The 19,060-nt window shown below is 55.8% G+C and carries 17 protein-coding genes; 6 read left to right on the forward strand and 11 right to left on the reverse strand.

What is annotated here, in order from left to right; translation table 11 throughout:
• Positions 1–86: 86 nt before the first annotated feature.
• The 8 genes from HFD95_RS12290 to betI all read right to left on the reverse strand — a co-directional run bounded on the left by HFD95_RS12290 (position 87) and on the right by betI (position 7,041).
• Positions 87–272, reverse strand: a complete 186-nt coding sequence (locus tag HFD95_RS12290; protein ID WP_010258724.1) for a hypothetical protein — start codon at positions 270–272, stop codon at positions 87–89.
• 102 nt (positions 273–374) lie between these two features.
• Positions 375–635 (reverse strand): hypothetical protein, encoded by a 261-nt coding sequence (locus HFD95_RS12295; RefSeq protein ID WP_010258727.1) that lies wholly within the window; start codon positions 633–635, stop codon positions 375–377.
• 180 nt (positions 636–815) lie between these two features.
• Positions 816–1,958, reverse strand: coding sequence for an acyltransferase (locus HFD95_RS12300; RefSeq protein WP_010258734.1), 1,143 nt, complete (start codon positions 1,956–1,958; stop codon positions 816–818).
• A 200-nt stretch (positions 1,959–2,158) separates the two neighbouring features.
• A complete protein-coding gene (gene mdtI / locus HFD95_RS12305; protein ID WP_010258739.1) occupies positions 2,159–2,488 on the reverse strand; it encodes a multidrug/spermidine efflux SMR transporter subunit MdtI in 330 nt (109 codons plus the stop codon).
• Positions 2,475–2,825, reverse strand: coding sequence for a multidrug/spermidine efflux SMR transporter subunit MdtJ (gene mdtJ, locus HFD95_RS12310; RefSeq protein ID WP_010258741.1), 351 nt, complete (start codon positions 2,823–2,825; stop codon positions 2,475–2,477). The genes mdtI and mdtJ overlap by 14 nt, the downstream gene beginning before the upstream one ends.
• Positions 2,826–3,254: 429 nt before the next feature.
• Positions 3,255–4,937, reverse strand: coding sequence for a choline dehydrogenase (betA, locus tag HFD95_RS12315; protein ID WP_010258743.1), 1,683 nt, complete (start codon positions 4,935–4,937; stop codon positions 3,255–3,257).
• A gap of 23 nt (positions 4,938–4,960) precedes the next feature.
• Positions 4,961–6,433, reverse strand: coding sequence for a betaine-aldehyde dehydrogenase (betB, locus tag HFD95_RS12320; RefSeq protein ID WP_010670776.1), 1,473 nt, complete (start codon positions 6,431–6,433; stop codon positions 4,961–4,963).
• Positions 6,434–6,447: 14 nt separating this feature from the next.
• Positions 6,448–7,041, reverse strand: coding sequence for a transcriptional regulator BetI (gene betI, locus HFD95_RS12325; RefSeq protein WP_010258750.1), 594 nt, complete (start codon positions 7,039–7,041; stop codon positions 6,448–6,450).
• 255 nt (positions 7,042–7,296) lie between these two features.
• Between betI and HFD95_RS12330 the strand changes: the two genes are divergently transcribed.
• The 4 genes from HFD95_RS12330 (at position 7,297) to HFD95_RS12345 (ending at position 12,099) form a co-directional block, all read left to right on the forward strand.
• Complete coding sequence (locus HFD95_RS12330; protein WP_033757898.1) at positions 7,297–9,327, forward strand: choline transporter; 2,031 nt, start codon at positions 7,297–7,299, stop codon at positions 9,325–9,327.
• Between the two features lie 141 nt (positions 9,328–9,468).
• Positions 9,469–10,818 (forward strand): MFS transporter, encoded by a 1,350-nt coding sequence (locus HFD95_RS12335; protein WP_167423287.1) that lies wholly within the window; start codon positions 9,469–9,471, stop codon positions 10,816–10,818.
• A gap of 147 nt (positions 10,819–10,965) precedes the next feature.
• Positions 10,966–11,178, forward strand: coding sequence for a DUF1272 domain-containing protein (locus HFD95_RS12340; protein ID WP_167430300.1), 213 nt, complete (start codon positions 10,966–10,968; stop codon positions 11,176–11,178).
• 273 nt (positions 11,179–11,451) lie between these two features.
• Positions 11,452–12,099, forward strand: a complete 648-nt coding sequence (locus tag HFD95_RS12345) for a metallophosphoesterase (RefSeq protein ID WP_167430301.1) — start codon at positions 11,452–11,454, stop codon at positions 12,097–12,099.
• A 1-nt stretch (position 12,100) separates the two neighbouring features.
• Here the strand turns inward: HFD95_RS12345 and rsmF are convergent, their stop codons facing one another.
• The 3 genes from rsmF to yebS all read right to left on the reverse strand — a co-directional run bounded on the left by rsmF (position 12,101) and on the right by yebS (position 17,536).
• Entirely contained in the window at positions 12,101–13,528 is a 1,428-nt protein-coding gene (gene rsmF, locus HFD95_RS12350; RefSeq protein WP_207713351.1) for a 16S rRNA (cytosine(1407)-C(5))-methyltransferase RsmF, read from the reverse strand.
• Between the two features lie 161 nt (positions 13,529–13,689).
• Entirely contained in the window at positions 13,690–16,323 is a 2,634-nt protein-coding gene (locus HFD95_RS12355; RefSeq protein WP_010258767.1) for a PqiB family protein, read from the reverse strand.
• Positions 16,292–17,536 (reverse strand): membrane integrity lipid transport subunit YebS, encoded by a 1,245-nt coding sequence (gene yebS, locus HFD95_RS12360; protein WP_029519361.1) that lies wholly within the window; start codon positions 17,534–17,536, stop codon positions 16,292–16,294. Before yebS ends, HFD95_RS12355 begins: the two co-directional genes overlap by 32 nt.
• Before the next feature lie 214 nt (positions 17,537–17,750).
• Between yebS and HFD95_RS12365 the strand changes: the two genes are divergently transcribed.
• Together HFD95_RS12365 and proQ are read left to right on the forward strand one after the other, a co-directional pair.
• Entirely contained in the window at positions 17,751–18,251 is a 501-nt protein-coding gene (locus HFD95_RS12365) for a GAF domain-containing protein (RefSeq protein WP_010258773.1), read from the forward strand.
• A 96-nt stretch (positions 18,252–18,347) separates the two neighbouring features.
• The gene (gene proQ / locus HFD95_RS12370) at positions 18,348–19,049 is read left to right on the forward strand and encodes an RNA chaperone ProQ (RefSeq protein ID WP_010258776.1); all 702 of its coding nucleotides are present in this window, start codon (positions 18,348–18,350) and stop codon (positions 19,047–19,049) included.
• Positions 19,050–19,060: the final 11 nt, after the last annotated feature.

The following is a 19,060-nucleotide window of genomic DNA, read 5'->3' on the forward strand; positions in this document are numbered from 1 at the left end:
ACCAGGGAAATTATAAATAGTATAAATAGATAACCGATCCTGATACAGGACATAAAAAACCCCGCAATCGCGAGGTTAATCAGAGTCTACACCAGGCTCACCGAAAGCAGAGTCAGCTCTTCGGTTTCCAGCGACAGGCTTTTTTTGGTTTCGAACATAAAGGCTTCCAGCGCCTCCTCGACATCGTCGCCCTCGATAAAGGCGTGAGTCGTGACATGATTTTCACCTTTGGGCTTAATCACGTAAGAAACAAACCACTTCTTCTTTTGCATAATGCTTATCCTCTTCTGAATAGGTAAATGCCGCACACCGGCAATACTGAGCTTTCCCGCCAGCAGTTCAGCGGAACATGTACGAGTTCGGTCTGACAATGACTAATCGAGCGGGGCCGGATGCAGCAGGTCGATCACGTCGTCAATTTCATTGCTGGCCGCATGACGATCAAGGGCAACCGCATAGTAGCGTCCCTTGCAGTAGTGCTTTGTTACCGCCACCCGATGGCCGGTATCGCTGTCAGCTTCACCGCCGGTCAGGGTCTGCAGGTGGGGCGGGATAACCAGCTCACTTTCGAGTTGTTCTGCTTCAATGATCACTGCGCCACCGTCGGTGGATAGAAGCAGATGCTGAATGCTCATGTTCTCTCCTCTGAGTCAGATTGCTAACCGGCAAAGTGTAGTTCACCTCAGCGGGTGTGCTGGCGACGGGCTTAATCAATGCCTTAGCAGGCTCGTTATCACAGCCAATTGCGCTTTACCTGGCAAAAAAAAGCCCCGAAGTCAGGGGCTTTTAAGAAAGGGATGGCCTGCGTTAAAAACTCAGCTGGTCTGATCGGCCAGCTTCGGCTTCAGCACGCGCTTACCAATCTGAATGCCGGGCTTCTCAACATACTTATAGAGTAAAGAGGCCAGCGCATAGGTCACCGGGATGGCAGAGACGCAGACAATCAGGAAACGCATCATGTCGCTCTTAAACTCGATGTCGGTGTGATTGAGCAGCAGTGCAATCAGCGGGATTACAATCAGCAGATGCAGCAGGTAGACAGAAAACGACACGTCGCCCAGCCAGGTGCTGAGACGGTTGTTCAGCAGCTTACGCGGCAGAGCAATCAGCGTTGCCATCAGGCTGCCCTGCGGGTATTGCCACAGAATCGCCGTCATACCGACGATCATCAGCGCCTCCATAATCACCTGCAGCTTAATCGCGCCCAGGCCCATCGCCACGCTGGCAACCGGGCCGAGCAGCGCAAAAGCGACGTAGAGCAGGGATTTACGGCGAATCGCCTCGGCCAGCAGCATCCCCGACAGGAACATATTCAGCTTTATCAGGATCATTGAAGGCATCTCAAACGCCTCATAATAATCTGCCAGCACATACCGGCCAGCGCAGCAGAGCGCCATGATGCCAATCAGCGATGCGGCATAACCAAAGCGCAGCGTCACCAGCATGATGAACGGGAACAGCAGATAGAACTGCATCTCCAGCCCGATGCTCCAGTCAGGCAGCACGGTATTAAAACCATATTCGGGCAGCAGGCCGAACAGGAAACTGAAGTGGGTCAGGATGTTTGCCAGCGACTGGTCGTTGTAACGCGACGACTCAGTGGCGGTGCCGGAATAGAAATGAGCAATGGTGTCACGCATCTCGCCAAACCACGGGCCATAAATCAGGGCGATGATTAACAGCAGATAGTAGAGAGGGGCGATGCGGAAGAAGCGCCGGATCCAGAACTTCTTAATGGTCTCTGTGCTTTGCCACGGCTCTTTCTGCTGACGCTCGACGTAGTTTTTCGCCATCAGATAACCCGATAACAGAATAAACAGATCGACCCCGATGCCAGGGGATGAAATAAGCGTGATGTGGCAATGAACCAGTAAGCTGATATGGCCAACTAATACCCAGAGAGAAGCGATGCCGCGTAATCCCTCCAGCTCCGTAGACCAACCTCGTGTTGCAGACATAACTATTCCTCGTTTTTATCCGACCTTCGGCGCTCACTAAGCCTCAAGGCAACAGATATGTAAACGGGCCTTTACAAAAGTAAGAAGATTCCGAGCACAGGTAAGAGGAAAAAATCAATCGAAACAGGGCGGGAAAGCACAGTAAGTTAAGGGCGTGCAGTGGCACACCCTTAATCAATATCACTGATTGAGAGGGCCGATCAGGCCAGTTTTAACAGGATCATACCGGCCAGCAACAGGGTCAGACCGGCCCAGCCTTTGCGGTTCAGCCGCTGGCCAAACAACACCCATCCGGCCGCGACAGTAGCGATAATCCCAAAACCGCCCCAGACCGCATAGGCGATCGAGAGATCGATACCTTTGACCGCCTGAGCGAGTGCGCTGAATGCGAGCAGGACACAGCAAAGTGAAAGCAGACCGTACAGCGGTTTCTTAAACCCATCAGAATATTTAAGGAATATGTTGGCGGCAATTTCCAGCACGATAGCCAGCGCCAGCCAGGACGCATGAACAAGATCAGCGATGAGCATGATTAACCTCCGCTGATGATTGGGTGCCGGTTTTGATCAACACAATTCCGACGATCAGCGTCACCAGCCCACAGATTTTCAGCGCTGACAGCGTTTCACCAAACAGCTGCACGCTGAATAACGTAATCAGCATGATGCCGATACCTTCCCACAGCGCATAAGCCACGCCCAGGGCGATACGTTTAATGGCGAAACTCAGCAGAATATAAGAACAGGCAATCATGCCCAGCATCATCAGGTAGCCGGAATGGCTGCCATTGAGGCTGGACCATTTCATAAAAAGGGTACCAATAATTTCAGTAACAATAGCGAGTGATAATAAAACCCAGGCGCGCATGGGTGCTCTCCAGCAACGATAAATGACGACCTGCAACAACGCACAACGTGCGGGCAGACTCAGAACAGTTCGAAGTGGTGAGGGGACTACAGGGCGTTACGCCAGTGCTGATCGGCGGCGTTCCAGCCAGAAAGGCAAGAGGGGGAATACAGGGGGTTTGACATGAACATTCTGCTCATAAAATTTACAACACATCCACATTGTTGCTTCTCATCAGTGGACGGATAGTGCCTCCGGTTAAATAGACGCTGGATTTATAGCATTCTGCACATCACCAAATCAACAGCAGATGCTGCTTTGTTTGATGTCTGTTAAGGTTTGATGATTTGAAAAGGGTGACATGTGGAAAAGGATGTGTGGTAAGCCGTAATGAAAAAAATAGCCGGGCAACAAAAGTGCCCGGCTATTATTAAGTGACGCTGTCACGTATTATTCAGCGCGCTGCGGAACCGTGCGAACGGGTGCATCACCCGCGACATAGTAAGCGGCGGTGCTGCGCGGCAATGGATCGCGACCACGAATTTTATCGGCAATCTTTTCGCCAATCATGATAGTGGTGGCGTTCAGGTTACCGGTGATGATCAGCGGCATAATCGACGCATCCACTACGCGTAAGCCTTCCAGTCCATGCACACGACCTTCGCCATCAACGACGGACATCGGGTCGTTACCCATCTTACAGGTGCCGCACGGGTGATAAGCGGTTTCGCCGTGGTTACGCACGAACTCATCCAGCTGCTCATCTGTCTGGCAATCCAGTCCCGGACTGATTTCACGGCCACGGTACTTGTCCAGCGCCGGCTGATTAATGATCTGGCGCGTGATGCGAATCGCATCGCGGAACTCATGCCAGTCCTGCTCATGCGACATGTAGTTAAACAGAATGGCCGGATGACGACGCGGATCGCGTGACTTCAGGCGTACATGACCGCGGCTTGGAGAACGCATCGAGCCAACGTGACACTGGAAGCCGTGGGCATCAACCGCGTTGGAACCGTTGTAGTTAATCGCCACCGGCAGGAAGTGATACTGAATGTTCGGCCAGCTGAACTCTTCGCGGCTGCGGATAAAGCCACCCGCTTCAAACTGGTTGCTGGCACCAATACCGGTGCCGTTAAACATCCACTCCGCTCCAATTTTCGGCTGATTCCACCACTTCAGAGCCGGATAGATTGAGACCGGTTCTTTACACTCATACTGAAGATACATCTCCAGATGGTCCTGCAGGTTTTCACCCACGCCCGGCAGGTCGTGAACCAGCGGGATGTCGAACTGTTTCAGCAGCTCAGGAGAACCCACGCCAGAACGCTGCAGGATCTGCGGCGAGGCGATAGCGCCGGCACACAGCAGCACTTCACGGCGCGCGGTCACTTTGTTGATGGTGTTGCTGTCGCCCTGCAGGTACTCCACGCCGACCGCACGCTTGCCATCGAAGATGATGCGATCGGTGGTGGCGTGCGTGATGATCTTCAGGTTGGCGCGGCCTTTGGCCATATCGAGATAGCCACGCGCGGTGCTGGAGCGACGACCGTTTGGTGTGACGGTACGATCCATCGGACCGAAACCTTCCTGCTGATAGCCATTAAGGTCGTCAGTGCGCGGATAACCCGCCTGTACGCCCGCCTCAATCATCGCTTCAAACAGCACGTTATTGCCCGCTTTAGGCGTTGCAACGCACACCGGGCCATCGCCGCCGTGGAAATCATTCGGGCCGATATCGCGGGTTTCCGCTTTACGGTAGTAGGGCAGGCAGTCCAGATAGCTCCAGTTCTCCAGTCCAGGTTCGCTGGCCCAGTTATCGAGATCCATCGCGTTACCGCGGATATAACACATGCCGTTAATCAGTGATGAACCGCCCAGACCTTTGCCGCGACCACACTCCATGCGGCGATTGTTCATGTAAGGCTCTGGCTCGGTTTCATAAGCCCAGTTATAGCGTTTGCCCTGTAACGGGAAGGCGAGGGCCGCAGGCATCTGAGTGCGAAAATCAAAGCGGTAATCCGGGCCGCCCGCTTCCAGCAACAGGACGCTCACGTTGCTCTCTTCGGTCAGACGGGTAGCCAGAACGTTTCCTGCGGATCCGGCTCCAATAATAATGTAATCAAATTCCATTCATCGTTCCTCAGGTTAAGTGATTAAAAGACTGACTGAAAACGCGTCAGCTCAACCTGCACGGACTTCACCTGGGTGTAGCTCTGCAGCGTCATCAGGCCATTCTCACGGCCAATGCCGGAGTGCTTGTAACCCCCCACTGGCATCTCTGCGGCCGATTCGCCCCAGGTATTAATCCAGCAGATACCTGCTTCGATCTGATGAATCACGCGGTGCGCCTTATTGAGATCCTGCGTCACCAGTCCGGCGGCCAGACCAAATTCGGTGTCATTGGCGCGGCGGATCACTTCTTCTTCACTTTCGTAGCTCAGGATCGACATGACCGGTCCGAAGATCTCTTCACGCACAATCTTCATCTCATCACGGCAGTCGGTGAATACGGTTGGTGCAACCCATGCACCCTGGTCGAAATCGCCACCGGTCAGACGTTTGCCGCCGCACAGTACGCGTGCGCCTTCAGCGATGCCGGATTCGATATAACGCATCACATTGTCGCGATGGCTGAAGCTGACCAGCGGACCAAAGTTGGTCGCCGGGTCACGCAGATCGCCTGCCTGAATGCGGGCAACGCGTTCGCTGATTTTCGCCTCGAATGCGGCCTGCAGTTTTGCAGGAATAAAGACGCGGGTGCCGTTGGTGCAGACCTGACCGGAGCTGTAGAAGTTCGCCATCATGGCGATGTCGGCGGCCAGATCGAGATCGGCATCATCAAAGATGATCAGCGGTGATTTACCGCCCAGTTCCATGGTGACCTCTTTCAGCGTTGAACCTGCTGCATTGGCCATCACTTTTTTGCCGCTGACGACGCCACCGGTGAAGGAGACTTTGTCGATGCCAGGATGCTCAGTGAGCAACTGACCGGTGACCGAACCGATGCCCGGCAGCACGTTGAATACGCCATCCGGCAGGCCCGCTTCGGTGTAAATTTCCGCCAGCTTCAGGGCAGTGAGCGGGGTCATTTCACTCGGTTTGAAAATCATCGCGTTACCCGCTGCCAGCGCGGGCGCGGATTTCCACAGGGCGATCTGAATCGGGTAGTTCCAGGCACCGATACCAGCTACCACGCCCAGCGGTTCGCGACGGGTGTAAACAAAGGAGGTTTCACGCAGTGGGATCTGCTGACCTTCCAGCGCCGGAACCAGACCGGCGTAATACTCCAGTACGTCTGCGCCGGTGACGATATCGACCGCTGAGGTTTCGCTGTAAGGCTTACCGGTATCGAGCATTTCCAGCTCTGCCAGCTCATCATTACGCTCACGCAGAATATCGACGGCGCGACGCAGGATGCGCGAGCGCTCCATGGCGGTCATCGCGGCCCAGACTTTCTGGCCTTTTCTGGCGGCAGCAACGGCGCGATTGACATCTTCCTGGCCGGCGGCATGAACCTCTGCCAGCACTTCGCCGTTGACCGGATTAATCGTCTGGAACGTTTCGCCAGACGCTGCGGCAACATAAGCGCCATCGATGTAGAGTTTCTGCTCGGTGAATCGGGACATGTTTTCTCCTTCCGTTATTCGTGCTCGCCAGCCAGTTGCTGACGGATGAATTGGGTGGTCAGTGTGAGGGCGATGACCGGGTTAAATGGCTTACCGCTCAGCGCGGCGCGCAGCCACAGACCATCTATCAGGGCAGCCAGCCCATGTGCGGCCAGACGTGCCTTCTCCAGCGGCAGTTCACGCCGGAATTCGACCACCAGCGTTGAGTAGAGCCGCCGGCTGCTGACCCGCTCCAGGCGATTAAGCTGGGGCTGATGCATGCTGCTCGACCAGAAGTCGAGCCAGGCTTTCATCACTGCCGTGTGCACCTGGGTATCATCAAAATTACCCTCAACGATGGCACACAACCGCTGTTCTGCAGAGGCACCGGCCAGCGGTTCTAACCGCGACAGTACCGCCTCCCGCAGTTGACGCGTCACATCACGCATCGTGGCTTCCAGTAAGCCGTTCTTATCCTTGAAATAGTGACTGATGATGCCGGTGGATACCCCCGCCCGACGGGCGATCTGGGCGATAGTGGCATCATTAATCCCCACTTCATTAATCGTGCTCAGGGTCGCATCAATCAGTTGCCGACGACGTATCGGCTGCATCCCTACCTTTGGCATAGCTCCAGCTCCACCCTCAAATCGAGCCCCTATTTAAACTTTTTTTGATTGCACGTTCAATATAAAAAGAAACTTTGTTAGGATGCTGTTCTTTAAATGTAGCGAAAGCGAAACGGCAATGAGTGCTAAAATAGGCTGGTTTGCCTGAGCGATTAACAGGAAGTGACAGAACGAAACAGGGCCGCACGGCCGGAAAGCCGTGGACGGCAAGACTTATCCATTGCGTATTTTCAGGACATTAACCAGAGGTAACCGATGAATAATCCACCTGCCGGTGAAAAAGACAGACTCAATCCCGTTGTATTTTATACCTCTGCCGGATTGATTCTGACGTTTTCACTTGTGACGATTCTCTATAGTGAACTGGCCGCGAGCTGGATCCTCAAGGCGGTAAACTGGGTTTCCGCCACCTTCGGCTGGTACTACATGCTGGCTGCCACGCTCTATATTGTTTTTGTGTTGTATATGGCCTGCTCACGCTTTGGTTCGATCAAGCTCGGGCCTGAGCACTCCAAACCCGAGTTCAGCGTCCTTAGCTGGTCTGCCATGCTGTTCGCCGCCGGCATCGGCATCGACCTGATGTTCTTCTCGGTCGCCGAGCCGGTGACGCAGTATATGCAGCCGCCGGAGGGAGCAGGGCAGACGATGGAAGCGGCCCGCCAGGCGATGGTCTGGACGCTGTTCCACTACGGATTGACCGGCTGGTCAATGTATGCGTTGATGGGCATCGCGCTAGGCTACTTCAGCTATCGCTATAACCTGCCGCTCACCATCCGTTCCGCGCTCTATCCCATCTTTGGTAAACGCATCTATGGCCCGATTGGCCACACCGTGGATATCGCCGCTGTGGTCGGCACCATCTTTGGTATCGCCACCACGCTCGGCATCGGGGTCGTGCAGCTTAACTATGGCCTCAAAGTGCTGTTTGATATCCCGGAAGGCCTGACCGCGCAGGCCGCGCTGATTGTCCTCTCCGTGGTGATCGCCACCATTTCTGTTACGTCAGGCGTCGATAAAGGGATTCGTTTTCTCTCCGAACTCAACGTGATCATGGCGCTGGGACTGATTCTGTTTGTGCTGTTCTTCGGCAACACCGAGTTCCTGCTGAATGCGCTGGTGCTGAACGTCGGGGATTACATCAATCGCTTCATGGGCATGACGCTCAATACCTTTGCCTTTGATCGTCCGACCCAGTGGATGAACAGCTGGACGCTCTTCTTCTGGGCATGGTGGGTGGCCTGGTCGCCATTCGTCGGCCTGTTCCTGGCGCGTATTTCGCGCGGTCGTACCATCCGCGAGTTCGTGCTGGGCACGCTGATTATTCCGTTTACCTTTACGCTGTTGTGGCTGTCAGTGTTCGGTAATGCCGCGCTGTATCAGATCATTCACGGCAATACGGAGTTTGCGCAGGAAGTGATGAACCATGCGGAGCGCGGCTTCTACAGCCTGCTGGCGCAGTATCCGGCGTTTAAACTCAGCGCCTCGGTCGCGACGATCACCGGTATGCTGTTCTACGTCACCTCGGCGGATTCCGGCTCGCTGGTGCTGGGTAACTTCACCTCGCGACTGAAAGATATCAACAGTGATGCACCGAACTGGCTGCGTATCTTCTGGTCTGTGGCGATTGGGGTACTGACCCTGAGCATGCTGATGACCAACGGTATCACTGCCTTGCAGAACACCACGGTGATCATGGGGCTGCCGTTCAGCTTTGTTATCTTCTTTGTCATGGCGGGGCTGTTTAAATCCCTGAAGATTGAAGATCACCGTCGGGCCAGCGCCACGCGCGACACCGCGCCCTATCTGGCTCATGCGACCGATCGCCTGACCTGGAAGAAGCGTCTGTCGCGCCTGATGAACTACCCTGGCTCGCGTTATACCCAGCAGATGATGGAAAAAACCATCTATCCGGCGATGCAGGAAGTGGCGAAAGAGCTGGAGCTGCGGGATGGCCGGGTCACGCTGGAGAGTGTTGAGGCGGATGAAAGCAACCCGATTGGCTATCTGGATCTGCGCGTCCATCTGGGCGAGGAGCAGGACTTTATCTATCAGGTCTGGCCGCAGCAATATTCGATTCCGGGCTTTACCTATCGCGCCCGCAGCGGTAAGTCGACCTACTACCGGCTGGAAACCTTCCTGATGGAAGGCAGCCAGGGTAACGACTTAATGGATTACAGCAAAGAGCAGGTGATCATCGACATACTGGATCAGTATGAGCGACACCTGAACTTCATCCATCTCAACCGCGAAGCGCCGGGCAGCAACATCAGCTTCCCAAGCGCTTAAATCAGGGCCCGTCAGTGAGCAATTGCTGGCGGGCTTTTTTTTCGCTACCGTCGTCATGAACAATACCGCTTCACCTGCCGAAATCGACTATCTTTAGGGCTTTGCTGGCCTGATGCCTGAAAAGCGTAGACAGGGAGTCATATGGGAAAAATATTCAGTACGTTTCTGCCGCTCTATACCACTACGCTTCTGATGCTGCTGGGTTCAGGTTTACTGACTACCTACGTTTCGTTGCGGCTGGCCAGTGAGCAGGTTAATGGTGCGCTGATCGGCGCGATTATTGCGGCTAACTATATCGGGCTGGTGATTGGCGGCAAAGTGGGGCACAACCTGATTGCCCGCGTCGGCCATATCCGTGCCTACGTGGCCTGTGCCGGGATCATTACCGCCTCGGTTGTAGGTCACGGGCTGACAGACTTTATTCCGCTGTGGGTCTTTCTGCGTCTGATTATCGGGCTCTGCATGATGTGCCAGTACATGGTGCTGGAGAGCTGGCTCAACGATCAGGCGGAATCTTCCCAGCGCGGCATGATTTTCGGCCTCTATATGGTCGCCACCTACCTTGGACTCAGTGGCGGACAGGTGATACTGAGCCTGCAATCGGGGTTTGGGGTGAGCACGCTGCTGATTGTGGCGCTCTGTTTCGCGCTCTGTCTGGTGCCGATTGCACTGACCACCCGCACTCACGTCAGGCCTATGACACCGGCGCCGATGGAGCTGGGCTATTTTATCCGCACTATTCCCAAACTGCTCGGCACCACCCTGGTGACCGGCATGGCGATTGGCGCGTTCTATGGCCTGGCACCGGTTTATGGCAGCAGCAAAGGCTTCACCACCAGCCAGACCGGTTATTTTATGAGTCTCACGATTTTTGCCGGGCTGGTGTCGCAGTTTCCGCTAAGCTGGCTCTCTGATCGCTACGACCGCCAGCGGCTGTTATTCATTATTGCCATGCTCTTTGCCGTGGCCTGCGTGCCGCTGGTGGTGCTGCCGCATCTGACCTTCCACTGGATGATTGGCATCGCCTTTGCCGCCAGCATGATGCAGTTTGCGCTCTATCCATTGCAGGTGGCGCTGGCCAACGATCAGGTCGCCGCCGATCGTCGTGTCTCGTTAACTGCCTGTCTGCTGATGGCGTTTGGTATTGGCGCCAGTATCGGCCCGCTGGTGGTCGGTGCGCTGATGCAGCCGCTGGGCAGCAATATGCTCTATCTCTTCTTTATGCTCTGTGCGCTGGTGATTGGCGGACTGAGTTATGTGCGTGCGCCGGGTCCGCTTCCGACGACCGAAGTACCGTTGCCGCATGTGGTGATGCCTGACAGTCTGGCGACCTCGCCATTGGGTGCCGCGCTGATCCCGACGCTGGAAGAGGAGGTGATTCATGCGTCGATGGGCGGTCAGGAGCCGGAAGAGGAGAGTGCTGAGTTCGATGACACAGCTGACGAAGAGGATTTGCCCGATGACCTTCCTGATGATCAGCGGCACAAATAGCAGCGGCAAAGCAGGATGCCGTTCGCCGCTGGCTGTACCGTTAAAGCAGGATGTCCGGATCTGACACACTCTTGTCCGGTTGCTGGCTCGACATTGGGGTCAGCAACCGCGAAGCTGGCGCATACCGCTTTTTTAAGGAGTCACACCATGCTGGAACTTCGCCCCAATTGTGAACGCTGCGACGTTGATCTGCCGCCATCTTCTCTGGCGGCACGCATCTGCTCGTTTGAATGCACTTTCTGCGCTGACTGTGCTGAGCATCTCACTCATCTTTGCCCCAACTGCGGCGGTGAGCTGGTGCGCCGTCCGATGCGTCCGGCAGAGAAACTGCAGAAATATCCGGCTAAAATGCGTAGCTGATCCCAAATGACTACAGATATGGTTGGGGCAGAATAGCCTGTCGCGCCTGATCGCTTTATGATGTATTTCGTCCCTGACAGAGCTACCACCTTTACTGAGTGCCGGAGATAAGCGCCGGGAGGGACGTACCTTTCATCTCTCTTTAATCGCTTCGCCCGGCCTCCTTGCTCCCAGCCTCCTTTGCATTCTGCTTGCCAGCGCGTCATGCCAGTACAGTGTTGACCCTGACTATACTCTGAAGATGGTTTCAGCAGACAAAGGCCGGGTGCAGCGATGTATTACCAATCCCTGAATGGCGCAGCGTGGCGACGGATCTGGGTGGTCGGCGATCTGCATGGTTGCCGCCGCGAACTGGATGCGCTGTTGCAGCAGCATCAGTTTGACCCCCAGCAGGACTTACTGATTTCGGTGGGTGACATCATCGATCGCGGTCCCGACAGCCTGGGTTGTCTGGCGCTGCTGGAGGAGCCCTGGTTTCGCTGCGTACGGGGGAATCATGAGGTGATGGCGCTTTCAGCATTACAGGGGCAGGAAATGGCGCTCTGGCAGATGAACGGTGGCGACTGGTTCTTTAAGCTGCGAGGTGCAGCGTTGATTGCGGCGCGTCACGCGTTGCAGCGTTGCCGTGAGCTGCCGCTGATTCTCCATCTTCAGCTTGATGAGCGAATTATTGTGATTGCTCATGCTGATTATCCGGCCCGGGAATATGCGTTGAATAAGCCACTCGACTGGCAGCAGGTGGTCTGGAGCCGTCAGCGGCTGGAGGCGATGGAGTCAGGCGAACGGGCGGGTATCCGTGGCGCTGACGCCTTTTACTTCGGACACACGCCGCTGAAACAGCCGCTGACGATTGCCAATCTGCATTACATCGATACCGGCGCAGTGTTTGGCAATCATCTGACGATGGTGCAAATAAAGTGACTTAGCGGAACAGGCGTCCGTCGCGCACCAGCTCCCGCGGATAGCTGTTCTTGATACGGCTGCCGACTTTTTTAGCCAGCCCCAGCGGCTGCTGCTGATAAGTGACAATCATCTCATTACGGGTGGGTTCCGTTTCCGGGTAGATATCCCGCCCGCGATACCACTCTTCCGCCTCTGCTGCGGTGAGCTCAAAAGTCTGCGCCGCATCCGGTTTTGCCAGCGCAATCACCGCTTCATGCTGCCAGCGATAGCCTTTAGCAAAGGTTTCTGCCAGCTTCAGGCCGATGCGCGAGAACCGCACTTTGCCCAGCAGCGGAGTAACGGCCTTCGGGAACAGCCAGATCTCTTTATCACGCTGCCACAGCTCCAGCGACGCATCCCATTTAAGAGAGACAGCGGCGGCGGCCTGGGCTATCTCACTTTCCAGCTTGCGGCTGAGGTGGGAGAAGGGCAATTTACCCACTTTGTAGCCCGGCAGCGGTAAGGGCTCGACCGACGCGGTTTTACGCAGCCGCGCAACGAAAAAGCCTTCGCTGTCGAACATCTGCGGGAAGACATGCAGATAGCCCTCGGGCGTCGCGGCCTGTCCGGCACCCTCAAACAGCCCATCGAGCGCTACAACCTCAACAGCGTCGGGATAGCGCGCCAGCAGCCAGGCAATGACCTGCTGATTCTCAATCTGATTCAGGGTGCAGGTGGAGTAAACCAGCGTGCCGCCGGGTTTGAGGGCGTGAAAGGCACTGTCGAGCAGATCGCGCTGGGTCGCGGCGATCTCATGCGTACTTGCCAGCGTCCAGTTTTTCAGCGCATCAGCATCTTTGCGAATCACCCCTTCGCCGGAGCAGGGAGCGTCGAGCAGGATGGCGTCAAACTGTTCCGGCAGGGCTGGCCCGAAGACCCGCGCGTCAAAGTGCGTTAAGGCACTGTTGCTGACGCCGCAGCGGCTGATATTGGCGTGCAATACTTTTACCCGGCTGGAGGAGAATTCGTTAGCCAGGATAACGCCCTGATTGCCCATCCGCGCAGCAATCTGGGTCGTTTTAGAACCCGGTGCCGCCGCCATATCCATCACGGCGCTGACCTCTGACTGAGCATCAAACAGCGCGGTCACCGGCAGCATGGAGCTGGCCTCCTGAATGTAGAACAGGCCACTGAGATGCTCAGCCACGCTGCCCAGCGGCAGGCTCTCATCTTCCCGGCTGAGCCAGAATCCCTCTTCGCACCACGGCACCGGCGTCAGCTGCCAGTCATAACCCGCGGTCTGACTCAGAAAGTCAGCCACGCTGATTTTCAGGGTATTGACGCGAATACTGCGGCGCAGGGGTTGCTGACTGTAGGCAATAAATTGCGCGAGGCTCGCCTCATCGGGCAGGCTCTGGCGAATTAACGAGAGAAAATCGGCGGGGAAAAGCGAAGAAGCATCTGACACGGGCACATTCCAGTTAAGGCAAAGGCGGCAGTGTACCATGAGGAAAGGAAACGGGCAGCCAGGCTGCCCGTTTGAGGGAGTGAATAAGGCGTATGATCCCTGAGCCGGTGCTGACTTTAAACGCCTAAAAGGGCAGCCAGGCTGCCCGTTTGAGATAGCCTTTAGCGCGGAGACGGGATCGCCGTTCCCCAGTTACGCCAATCTTTCGGCGCTTCATCCTGCAGCAGGAAGTGTTTATCCGGATTCGCCTGTGGCGCCAGCGGCACCGTCGGCGGCGTCGCAAACTGAATGCCACCGCGAATAAACTGCTGGAAGGTCCCGGTTTTCACTACGCCACCCACCAGACCGAAGTCCAGGTTATAGCCGGATGCCAGCCAGAACACCGAGTTATTACGCACCAGATGCTGGTACTTCTTACTGATGCGCAGGGCGATCTGCACACGATCCGCCATATTACCCAGTGAAGTGCCGGTCACGGTACCCACTTCCACACCACGGAACAGCACCGGCGTACCCAGCGACAGTGAACCGGCCTCAGTGGCATCAACATAAATGTTCAGGCCATTAAGGTAGCGGGAGTCGGTAATGGTGCTCTCCTGCAGTTCAAACGTGCGCGCGGCGCCACCTTTACCGGGATCCACGTTGACGTAAGGCTGCAACAGGGTTTCCAGATGATTCACGCCGGTAGCGGAAATCTCCGGTGAGACCACCGAGAAACGGCTGCCGAGACGGGCGAAATCGTTGACATACTCCGGATAGAGTACCGCTTTCGCTACCACCTGATTGTTATCTTTGCTTAACGACAGTGACTCCACCTGGCCGACATTAATACCCAGGTAACGAATCGGCATTCCGGCAGAGAGCTTGCTGGCGTCATAGGTGTGCAGCGTAATCTGGCTACCCACCGCGCGGGCGGCGGTTTCAGACGGATAGAGGACGCGTTTGGCCCCTTTGGCCGACTGCGCACCACTCATATTGTCGAAACTGATCGCGCCTTTCAGCGCGCGGTTAAGCGGCGATGCCTGCACCGTCAGGCCGCTGCCGTTAAGGCTGACGCGTGCGCCACCCTCAGCCCAGAACACGCTTTCGCTGGTCAGCAGCTTGCGATATTCCGGCTGAATATGTACCGCAATATCAAAGGCGTCAGCGCGCGGCGTGACTTTGACAATCTCACCCACCTGAAATTTGCGGTAAAGCACGACAGAGCCGGCCTGCACGTCAGGCAGACTGTTGGCGGTCAGCATCAGCGTGGTAGAAGGGCCATCGCCGGTAATGCCTTCTTCCGCTTTTTCAGCATCGGCAAACAGCGGATAGGCACTTTTTGGCTCACCCTTTTTGCCCGGATCCAGCCGGATACCGCCATCCACCCATTCACGGGCGCTGGCACCTAATACCTGCATGCCATCAAGACCGAACTTCACATCCAGTCGACTGTTGACGATAAATTTGCTGTCGCCATGCACCAGATTGCGATTTTCAGGATTGACCGCTACCACGAAATTCACGCCATTTTCATCCAGCGTACGCGACATCACCTGACCAATCTGCATGCCGTGCAGCATCAGCGGCTGGCCCTGATCGATACCATAGCTCTCTGGCGCGCTGAGTTTTACCGTCAGTACATTGGGCTTCTGCAGCAGAGTCTCATTGGACGCCAGCACGGTGTAGTGCTGCTGCGGCTCGCCTTCGCCCGGCACCAGTTCCAGCGTGTTGCCGGTCAGCAGCGCGCTAAGGCTTGTATCCGTCAGGCTGATTTTCGGACTGTGCATCTCAATGCGGGTGCCGCTGCGCATCAGACCGACAACAGAGGGATCGATCGTCAGCTCGCCGGTGACCTTGCCGCCATCCTGCAGGTTCAGTTTGGTCAGCGTGCCGACCTCCAGTCCCTGATACATCAGCGGGGTGCTGCCCGCCTTGAGATTGTTGCCGTTAGGCAGATCCAGTGTGATCTGCACGCCGCGCTGACTATGTGCCAGATCGGGGTAGAGCCGGTAATTCTGCTCAGCTTTGGCCGTTTCCGCACCCTGTGGCGAGTCAAACGCGATCGCGCCATTGACCAGCGCCGCCAGACTCTCCAGCTGCACTTTAGCCCCGCTCAGGCTGACGTCAGCATTCATGCCTGACACATTCCAGAAACGGCTGTTGGTTTTCACCAGATTGATAAAGCGACGGTCAATCAGCACATCAATCGACACGCCATCGGATTTGCTGTTAATGCTGTAGTCATAGACCCGGCCAACCGGAATTTTGCGGTAATAGACCAGCGAGCCGGTGTTGAGCGAGCCGAGATCGGGCGCATGCAGATGGATCATCAATTCGCCGGTATTCACCCGATACTTGGGCTGCGTATCCAGCGCGGTGAACGACTCGCTGGGTTTACCTTTACCCGGCATCATCCCGATGTAGTTGCCGCCGACCAGCGCATCCAGCCCCGACACACCCGCCAGCGAGGCTTTAGGCGTCACCAGCCAGAACTGCGTATCTTCACGCAGCGCATCGCGCATGTCGCTTTTGATGCTGGCTTTAATCTGAATGCTGCGATAATCATCACTGAGATTAATGCCCTGTACGGTGCCCACTTCCACGCCCTGATAGCGGATCGGGGTGCGACCCGGCACGATACCATCCGCCGTCTGGAAATTGATGGTGATGGTGGTGCCGCGCTCCTGATAATTGGTCCAGAGCAGCCAGCAGGCGATCAGCATCGCAATAATCGGCAGCAGCCAGAAGGGCGAAATTTTGCGCTTATTGCGCAGCGTTGCGTTAGTCGGTGTAGTCGGCGTTTCCTGTTGCATGTGCATCCCAGAGCAGGCGGCTGTCCAGCCACTCAACAGACATAATGGTCAGGATGACGGCCGCGCCAAAAAACAGCGCCGCCGGTCCCATGGTAAAAGCCAGCAGCTGATCACGGTTGACCAGCGACATGGTTAACGAAATGACAAACAGATCGAGCATTGACCAGCGGCCAACCCAGGTGACAAACCGCAGCAAGCGGATGCGGGTTCTCAGCCCCTGTTCACAGCGAAAATGAATGCTGAGCAGCAGCGTCAGCATCACCAGCACCTTGATAAACGGCACCAGAATACTGGCGATAAAAACAATCGCCGCCACCGGAATATTGCCTTCGCCCAGCCCCAGGATGCCGGAGAAGATGGTGTCCTCACGCCGTGAACCATTAAGGTAGACCACGGAGATCGGCATCAGATTCGCGGGGATTAACAGCACAATCGATGCGATGAGCGCGGCCCAGGATTTCTGCAGGCTGTGGCGGCGTCGGAAGTCGAGCGGCGTGTGACAGCGCGGGCAGCGGCCCCGTTCATCGGGTATGCTGGTGTTGTGACAGTTCAGGCAGACCTGCATATCGTCACGGGCCATATTGCCAGGCGTCTGCGGGTAGAAATGCTCCCACAGCTGCTCCATATTCAGATGGATCAGTGTCAGCACGCTCAGCACCGTCAGGGCGATGTAAGCCGCCAGCCCGTAGCCAATCTCCAGCGAAGCATAGTCCTGCACTTTAATTGACGCCACGGCGATGCCGATCAGATAGATATCGAGCATCACCCACTCTTTCAGCTTCTCAAGCATCAGCAGAACGGGGCGCAGATTCATGCCGAGCCGGTGGCCGATACCGAGATAACAGATACCCGCCACGAGCGTCACCGGCGCGCCGATGGTGCAGAACGCCACCATCGAGGCCGTCAGTACATCACCCTGCTGGGTCATCTGGATGATGCCTTCCAGTACGCTGGCATCGATGCGCATGCCAAGCAGCCGGATATCTACCAGCGGCAGGGAGAAAGCAAAGGGCATTAACACAATCATGGTGGCGGCCATCGCCATAAGACGGGTCATCGGCCAGTCGCGACCACTGAGAATTTCGGCGTTACAGCGTGGGCAATGTGCCGACTGATGCGATTTCACATCCGGTAAGGAAAAAAGGGTATCGCATTGCGGGCAACGCTGATAACGTGCGTGAGGCAATGTCTGGCTGATAGCGTGAATTTTCATAGGGTGATGCAATCTTCGCTCTTCAGAAGTAACAGATATCGGTCATAAAGACATTGTCTGTGTGCCTGTCTCGGGCATCACGCTTCGATCCACAGAATGCTAAGGGTATAGCAACTAACGCTATGATTCACCTTGTGGCTCTGGATATTTAAAACTTATTTTTAACGAACGGTCTTTAATGCCCCGTTCAGATGTCATTGGTAACGGTTAAATAATGAACAAAACTGCCTTTTACGCCGATTTGAATCGCGATATGCGCGCCTTACTGGCGGGAGAAACGGCGTTCCTCGCCGCGATGGGAAACTTTAGCGCGCTGCTGTACGAACGTCTCGATGGCGTGAACTGGGCTGGTTTCTACCTGCTGACGGAAGCGGATACGCTGGTGCTGGGCCCGTTCCAGGGCAAAATCGCCTGTGTGCGCATTCCGGTCGGTAAAGGTGTGTGTGGCACGGCGCTGGCAGAAGAAAAAGTGCAACGCGTAGATGATGTGCATGCCTTCCCGGGCCACATCGCCTGTGACGCTGCCAGCAATGCTGAGATTGTGATTCCTCTGAAAGTGAATGGCACTGTGGTTGGGGTGCTGGACATCGACAGCGTAGCGTACAATCGCTTTGACAGCGACGACGAATCGGGGCTGGTCACACTGACTGATGGGCTTTGTGAAGTGCTTGCGAACAGCGACTTAGAAAAATATCTGCAGCTGACGCGCAGCTAATCGACTGGATCACATGGCATTTAGCGATGTTGTCATTATAATGTCGCCTGTTCATGCCTGCGCTGGTCGGCAAACCCGTTGTAATCAGGAAATTTCATGGAAAATCAACCTAAGTTGAATAGCAGTAAAGAAGTCATCACTTTTCTGGCGGAGCGCTTTCCGCACTGCTTTAGCGCTGAAGGTGAAGCGCGTCCGCTCAAAATCGGTATCTTTCAGGATCTGGTCGAGCGTGTTCAGGGCGAAATGGGTCTGAGCAAAACACAGCTGCGTTCCGCGCTGCGTCTCTATACGTCAAGCTGGCGTTATCTGTACGGCATCAAAGCTGGTGCTATCCGTGTCGATCTCGACGGTAATGCCTGTGGCGTGCTGGATGAGCAACACGTTGAGCATGCACGTAAGCAACTGGAAGAAGCGAAAGCACGCGTCCAGGCGCAGCGTGACCAGCAGCGCGCCGCGCGTCGTGAAGCAGGCGAAAGCGAAGAGGGCGCGGCACCGCGTCGTCCACGCAAGCCCGCGGCACGTAAGCCTGCAGAAGGCGAAGCCGCGCGTAAACCGCGTCCGCAGACCACTGCACCGCGTGCGACCGCCTCACAGCATCGCAAGCCAGCCCCACGTCCGGAGCAGGAAGCCCGACCCATCACTGATACCTCAACTTTGCAACCCGGCCAGAGTATTAAAGTTAAAGCAGGCAAAAGTGCGATGGACGCTACCGTTCTTGAAGTATCAAAAGACGGCGTTCGGGTCCAGCTCGCTTCCGGCATGGCAATGATTGTGCGCGCAGAACACTTGCAGTTCTGAAACGGAGGCTA

This window comes from Pantoea sp. EKM10T, from assembly GCF_011800685.1.
GTDB classification, from domain to species: Bacteria; Pseudomonadota; Gammaproteobacteria; order Enterobacterales; family Enterobacteriaceae; genus Pantoea; species Pantoea agglomerans.

Excerpts from the sequence above, each read along its gene's own strand:
- HFD95_RS12290 (WP_010258724.1), bottom strand. The coding sequence starts at position 272 with ATGCAAAAGAAGAAGTGGTTTGTTTCTTACGTGATTAAGCCCAAAGGT.
- HFD95_RS12295 (WP_010258727.1), bottom strand. The coding sequence starts at position 635 with ATGAGCATTCAGCATCTGCTTCTATCCACCGACGGTGGCGCAGTGATC.
- HFD95_RS12300 (WP_010258734.1), bottom strand. The coding sequence starts at position 1,958 with ATGTCTGCAACACGAGGTTGGTCTACGGAGCTGGAGGGATTACGCGGC.
- mdtI (WP_010258739.1), bottom strand. The coding sequence starts at position 2,488 with ATGCTCATCGCTGATCTTGTTCATGCGTCCTGGCTGGCGCTGGCTATC.
- mdtJ (WP_010258741.1), bottom strand. The coding sequence starts at position 2,825 with ATGCGCGCCTGGGTTTTATTATCACTCGCTATTGTTACTGAAATTATT.
- betA (WP_010258743.1), bottom strand. The coding sequence starts at position 4,937 with ATGGAATTTGATTACATTATTATTGGAGCCGGATCCGCAGGAAACGTT.
- betB (WP_010670776.1), bottom strand. The coding sequence starts at position 6,433 with ATGTCCCGATTCACCGAGCAGAAACTCTACATCGATGGCGCTTATGTT.
- betI (WP_010258750.1), bottom strand. The coding sequence starts at position 7,041 with ATGCCAAAGGTAGGGATGCAGCCGATACGTCGTCGGCAACTGATTGAT.
- HFD95_RS12330 (WP_033757898.1), top strand. The coding sequence starts at position 7,297 with ATGAATAATCCACCTGCCGGTGAAAAAGACAGACTCAATCCCGTTGTA.
- HFD95_RS12335 (WP_167423287.1), top strand. The coding sequence starts at position 9,469 with ATGGGAAAAATATTCAGTACGTTTCTGCCGCTCTATACCACTACGCTT.
- HFD95_RS12340 (WP_167430300.1), top strand. The coding sequence starts at position 10,966 with ATGCTGGAACTTCGCCCCAATTGTGAACGCTGCGACGTTGATCTGCCG.
- HFD95_RS12345 (WP_167430301.1), top strand. The coding sequence starts at position 11,452 with ATGTATTACCAATCCCTGAATGGCGCAGCGTGGCGACGGATCTGGGTG.
- HFD95_RS12355 (WP_010258767.1), bottom strand. The coding sequence starts at position 16,323 with ATGCAACAGGAAACGCCGACTACACCGACTAACGCAACGCTGCGCAAT.
- yebS (WP_029519361.1), bottom strand. The coding sequence starts at position 17,536 with ATGAAAATTCACGCTATCAGCCAGACATTGCCTCACGCACGTTATCAG.
- HFD95_RS12365 (WP_010258773.1), top strand. The coding sequence starts at position 17,751 with ATGAACAAAACTGCCTTTTACGCCGATTTGAATCGCGATATGCGCGCC.
- proQ (WP_010258776.1), top strand. The coding sequence starts at position 18,348 with ATGGAAAATCAACCTAAGTTGAATAGCAGTAAAGAAGTCATCACTTTT.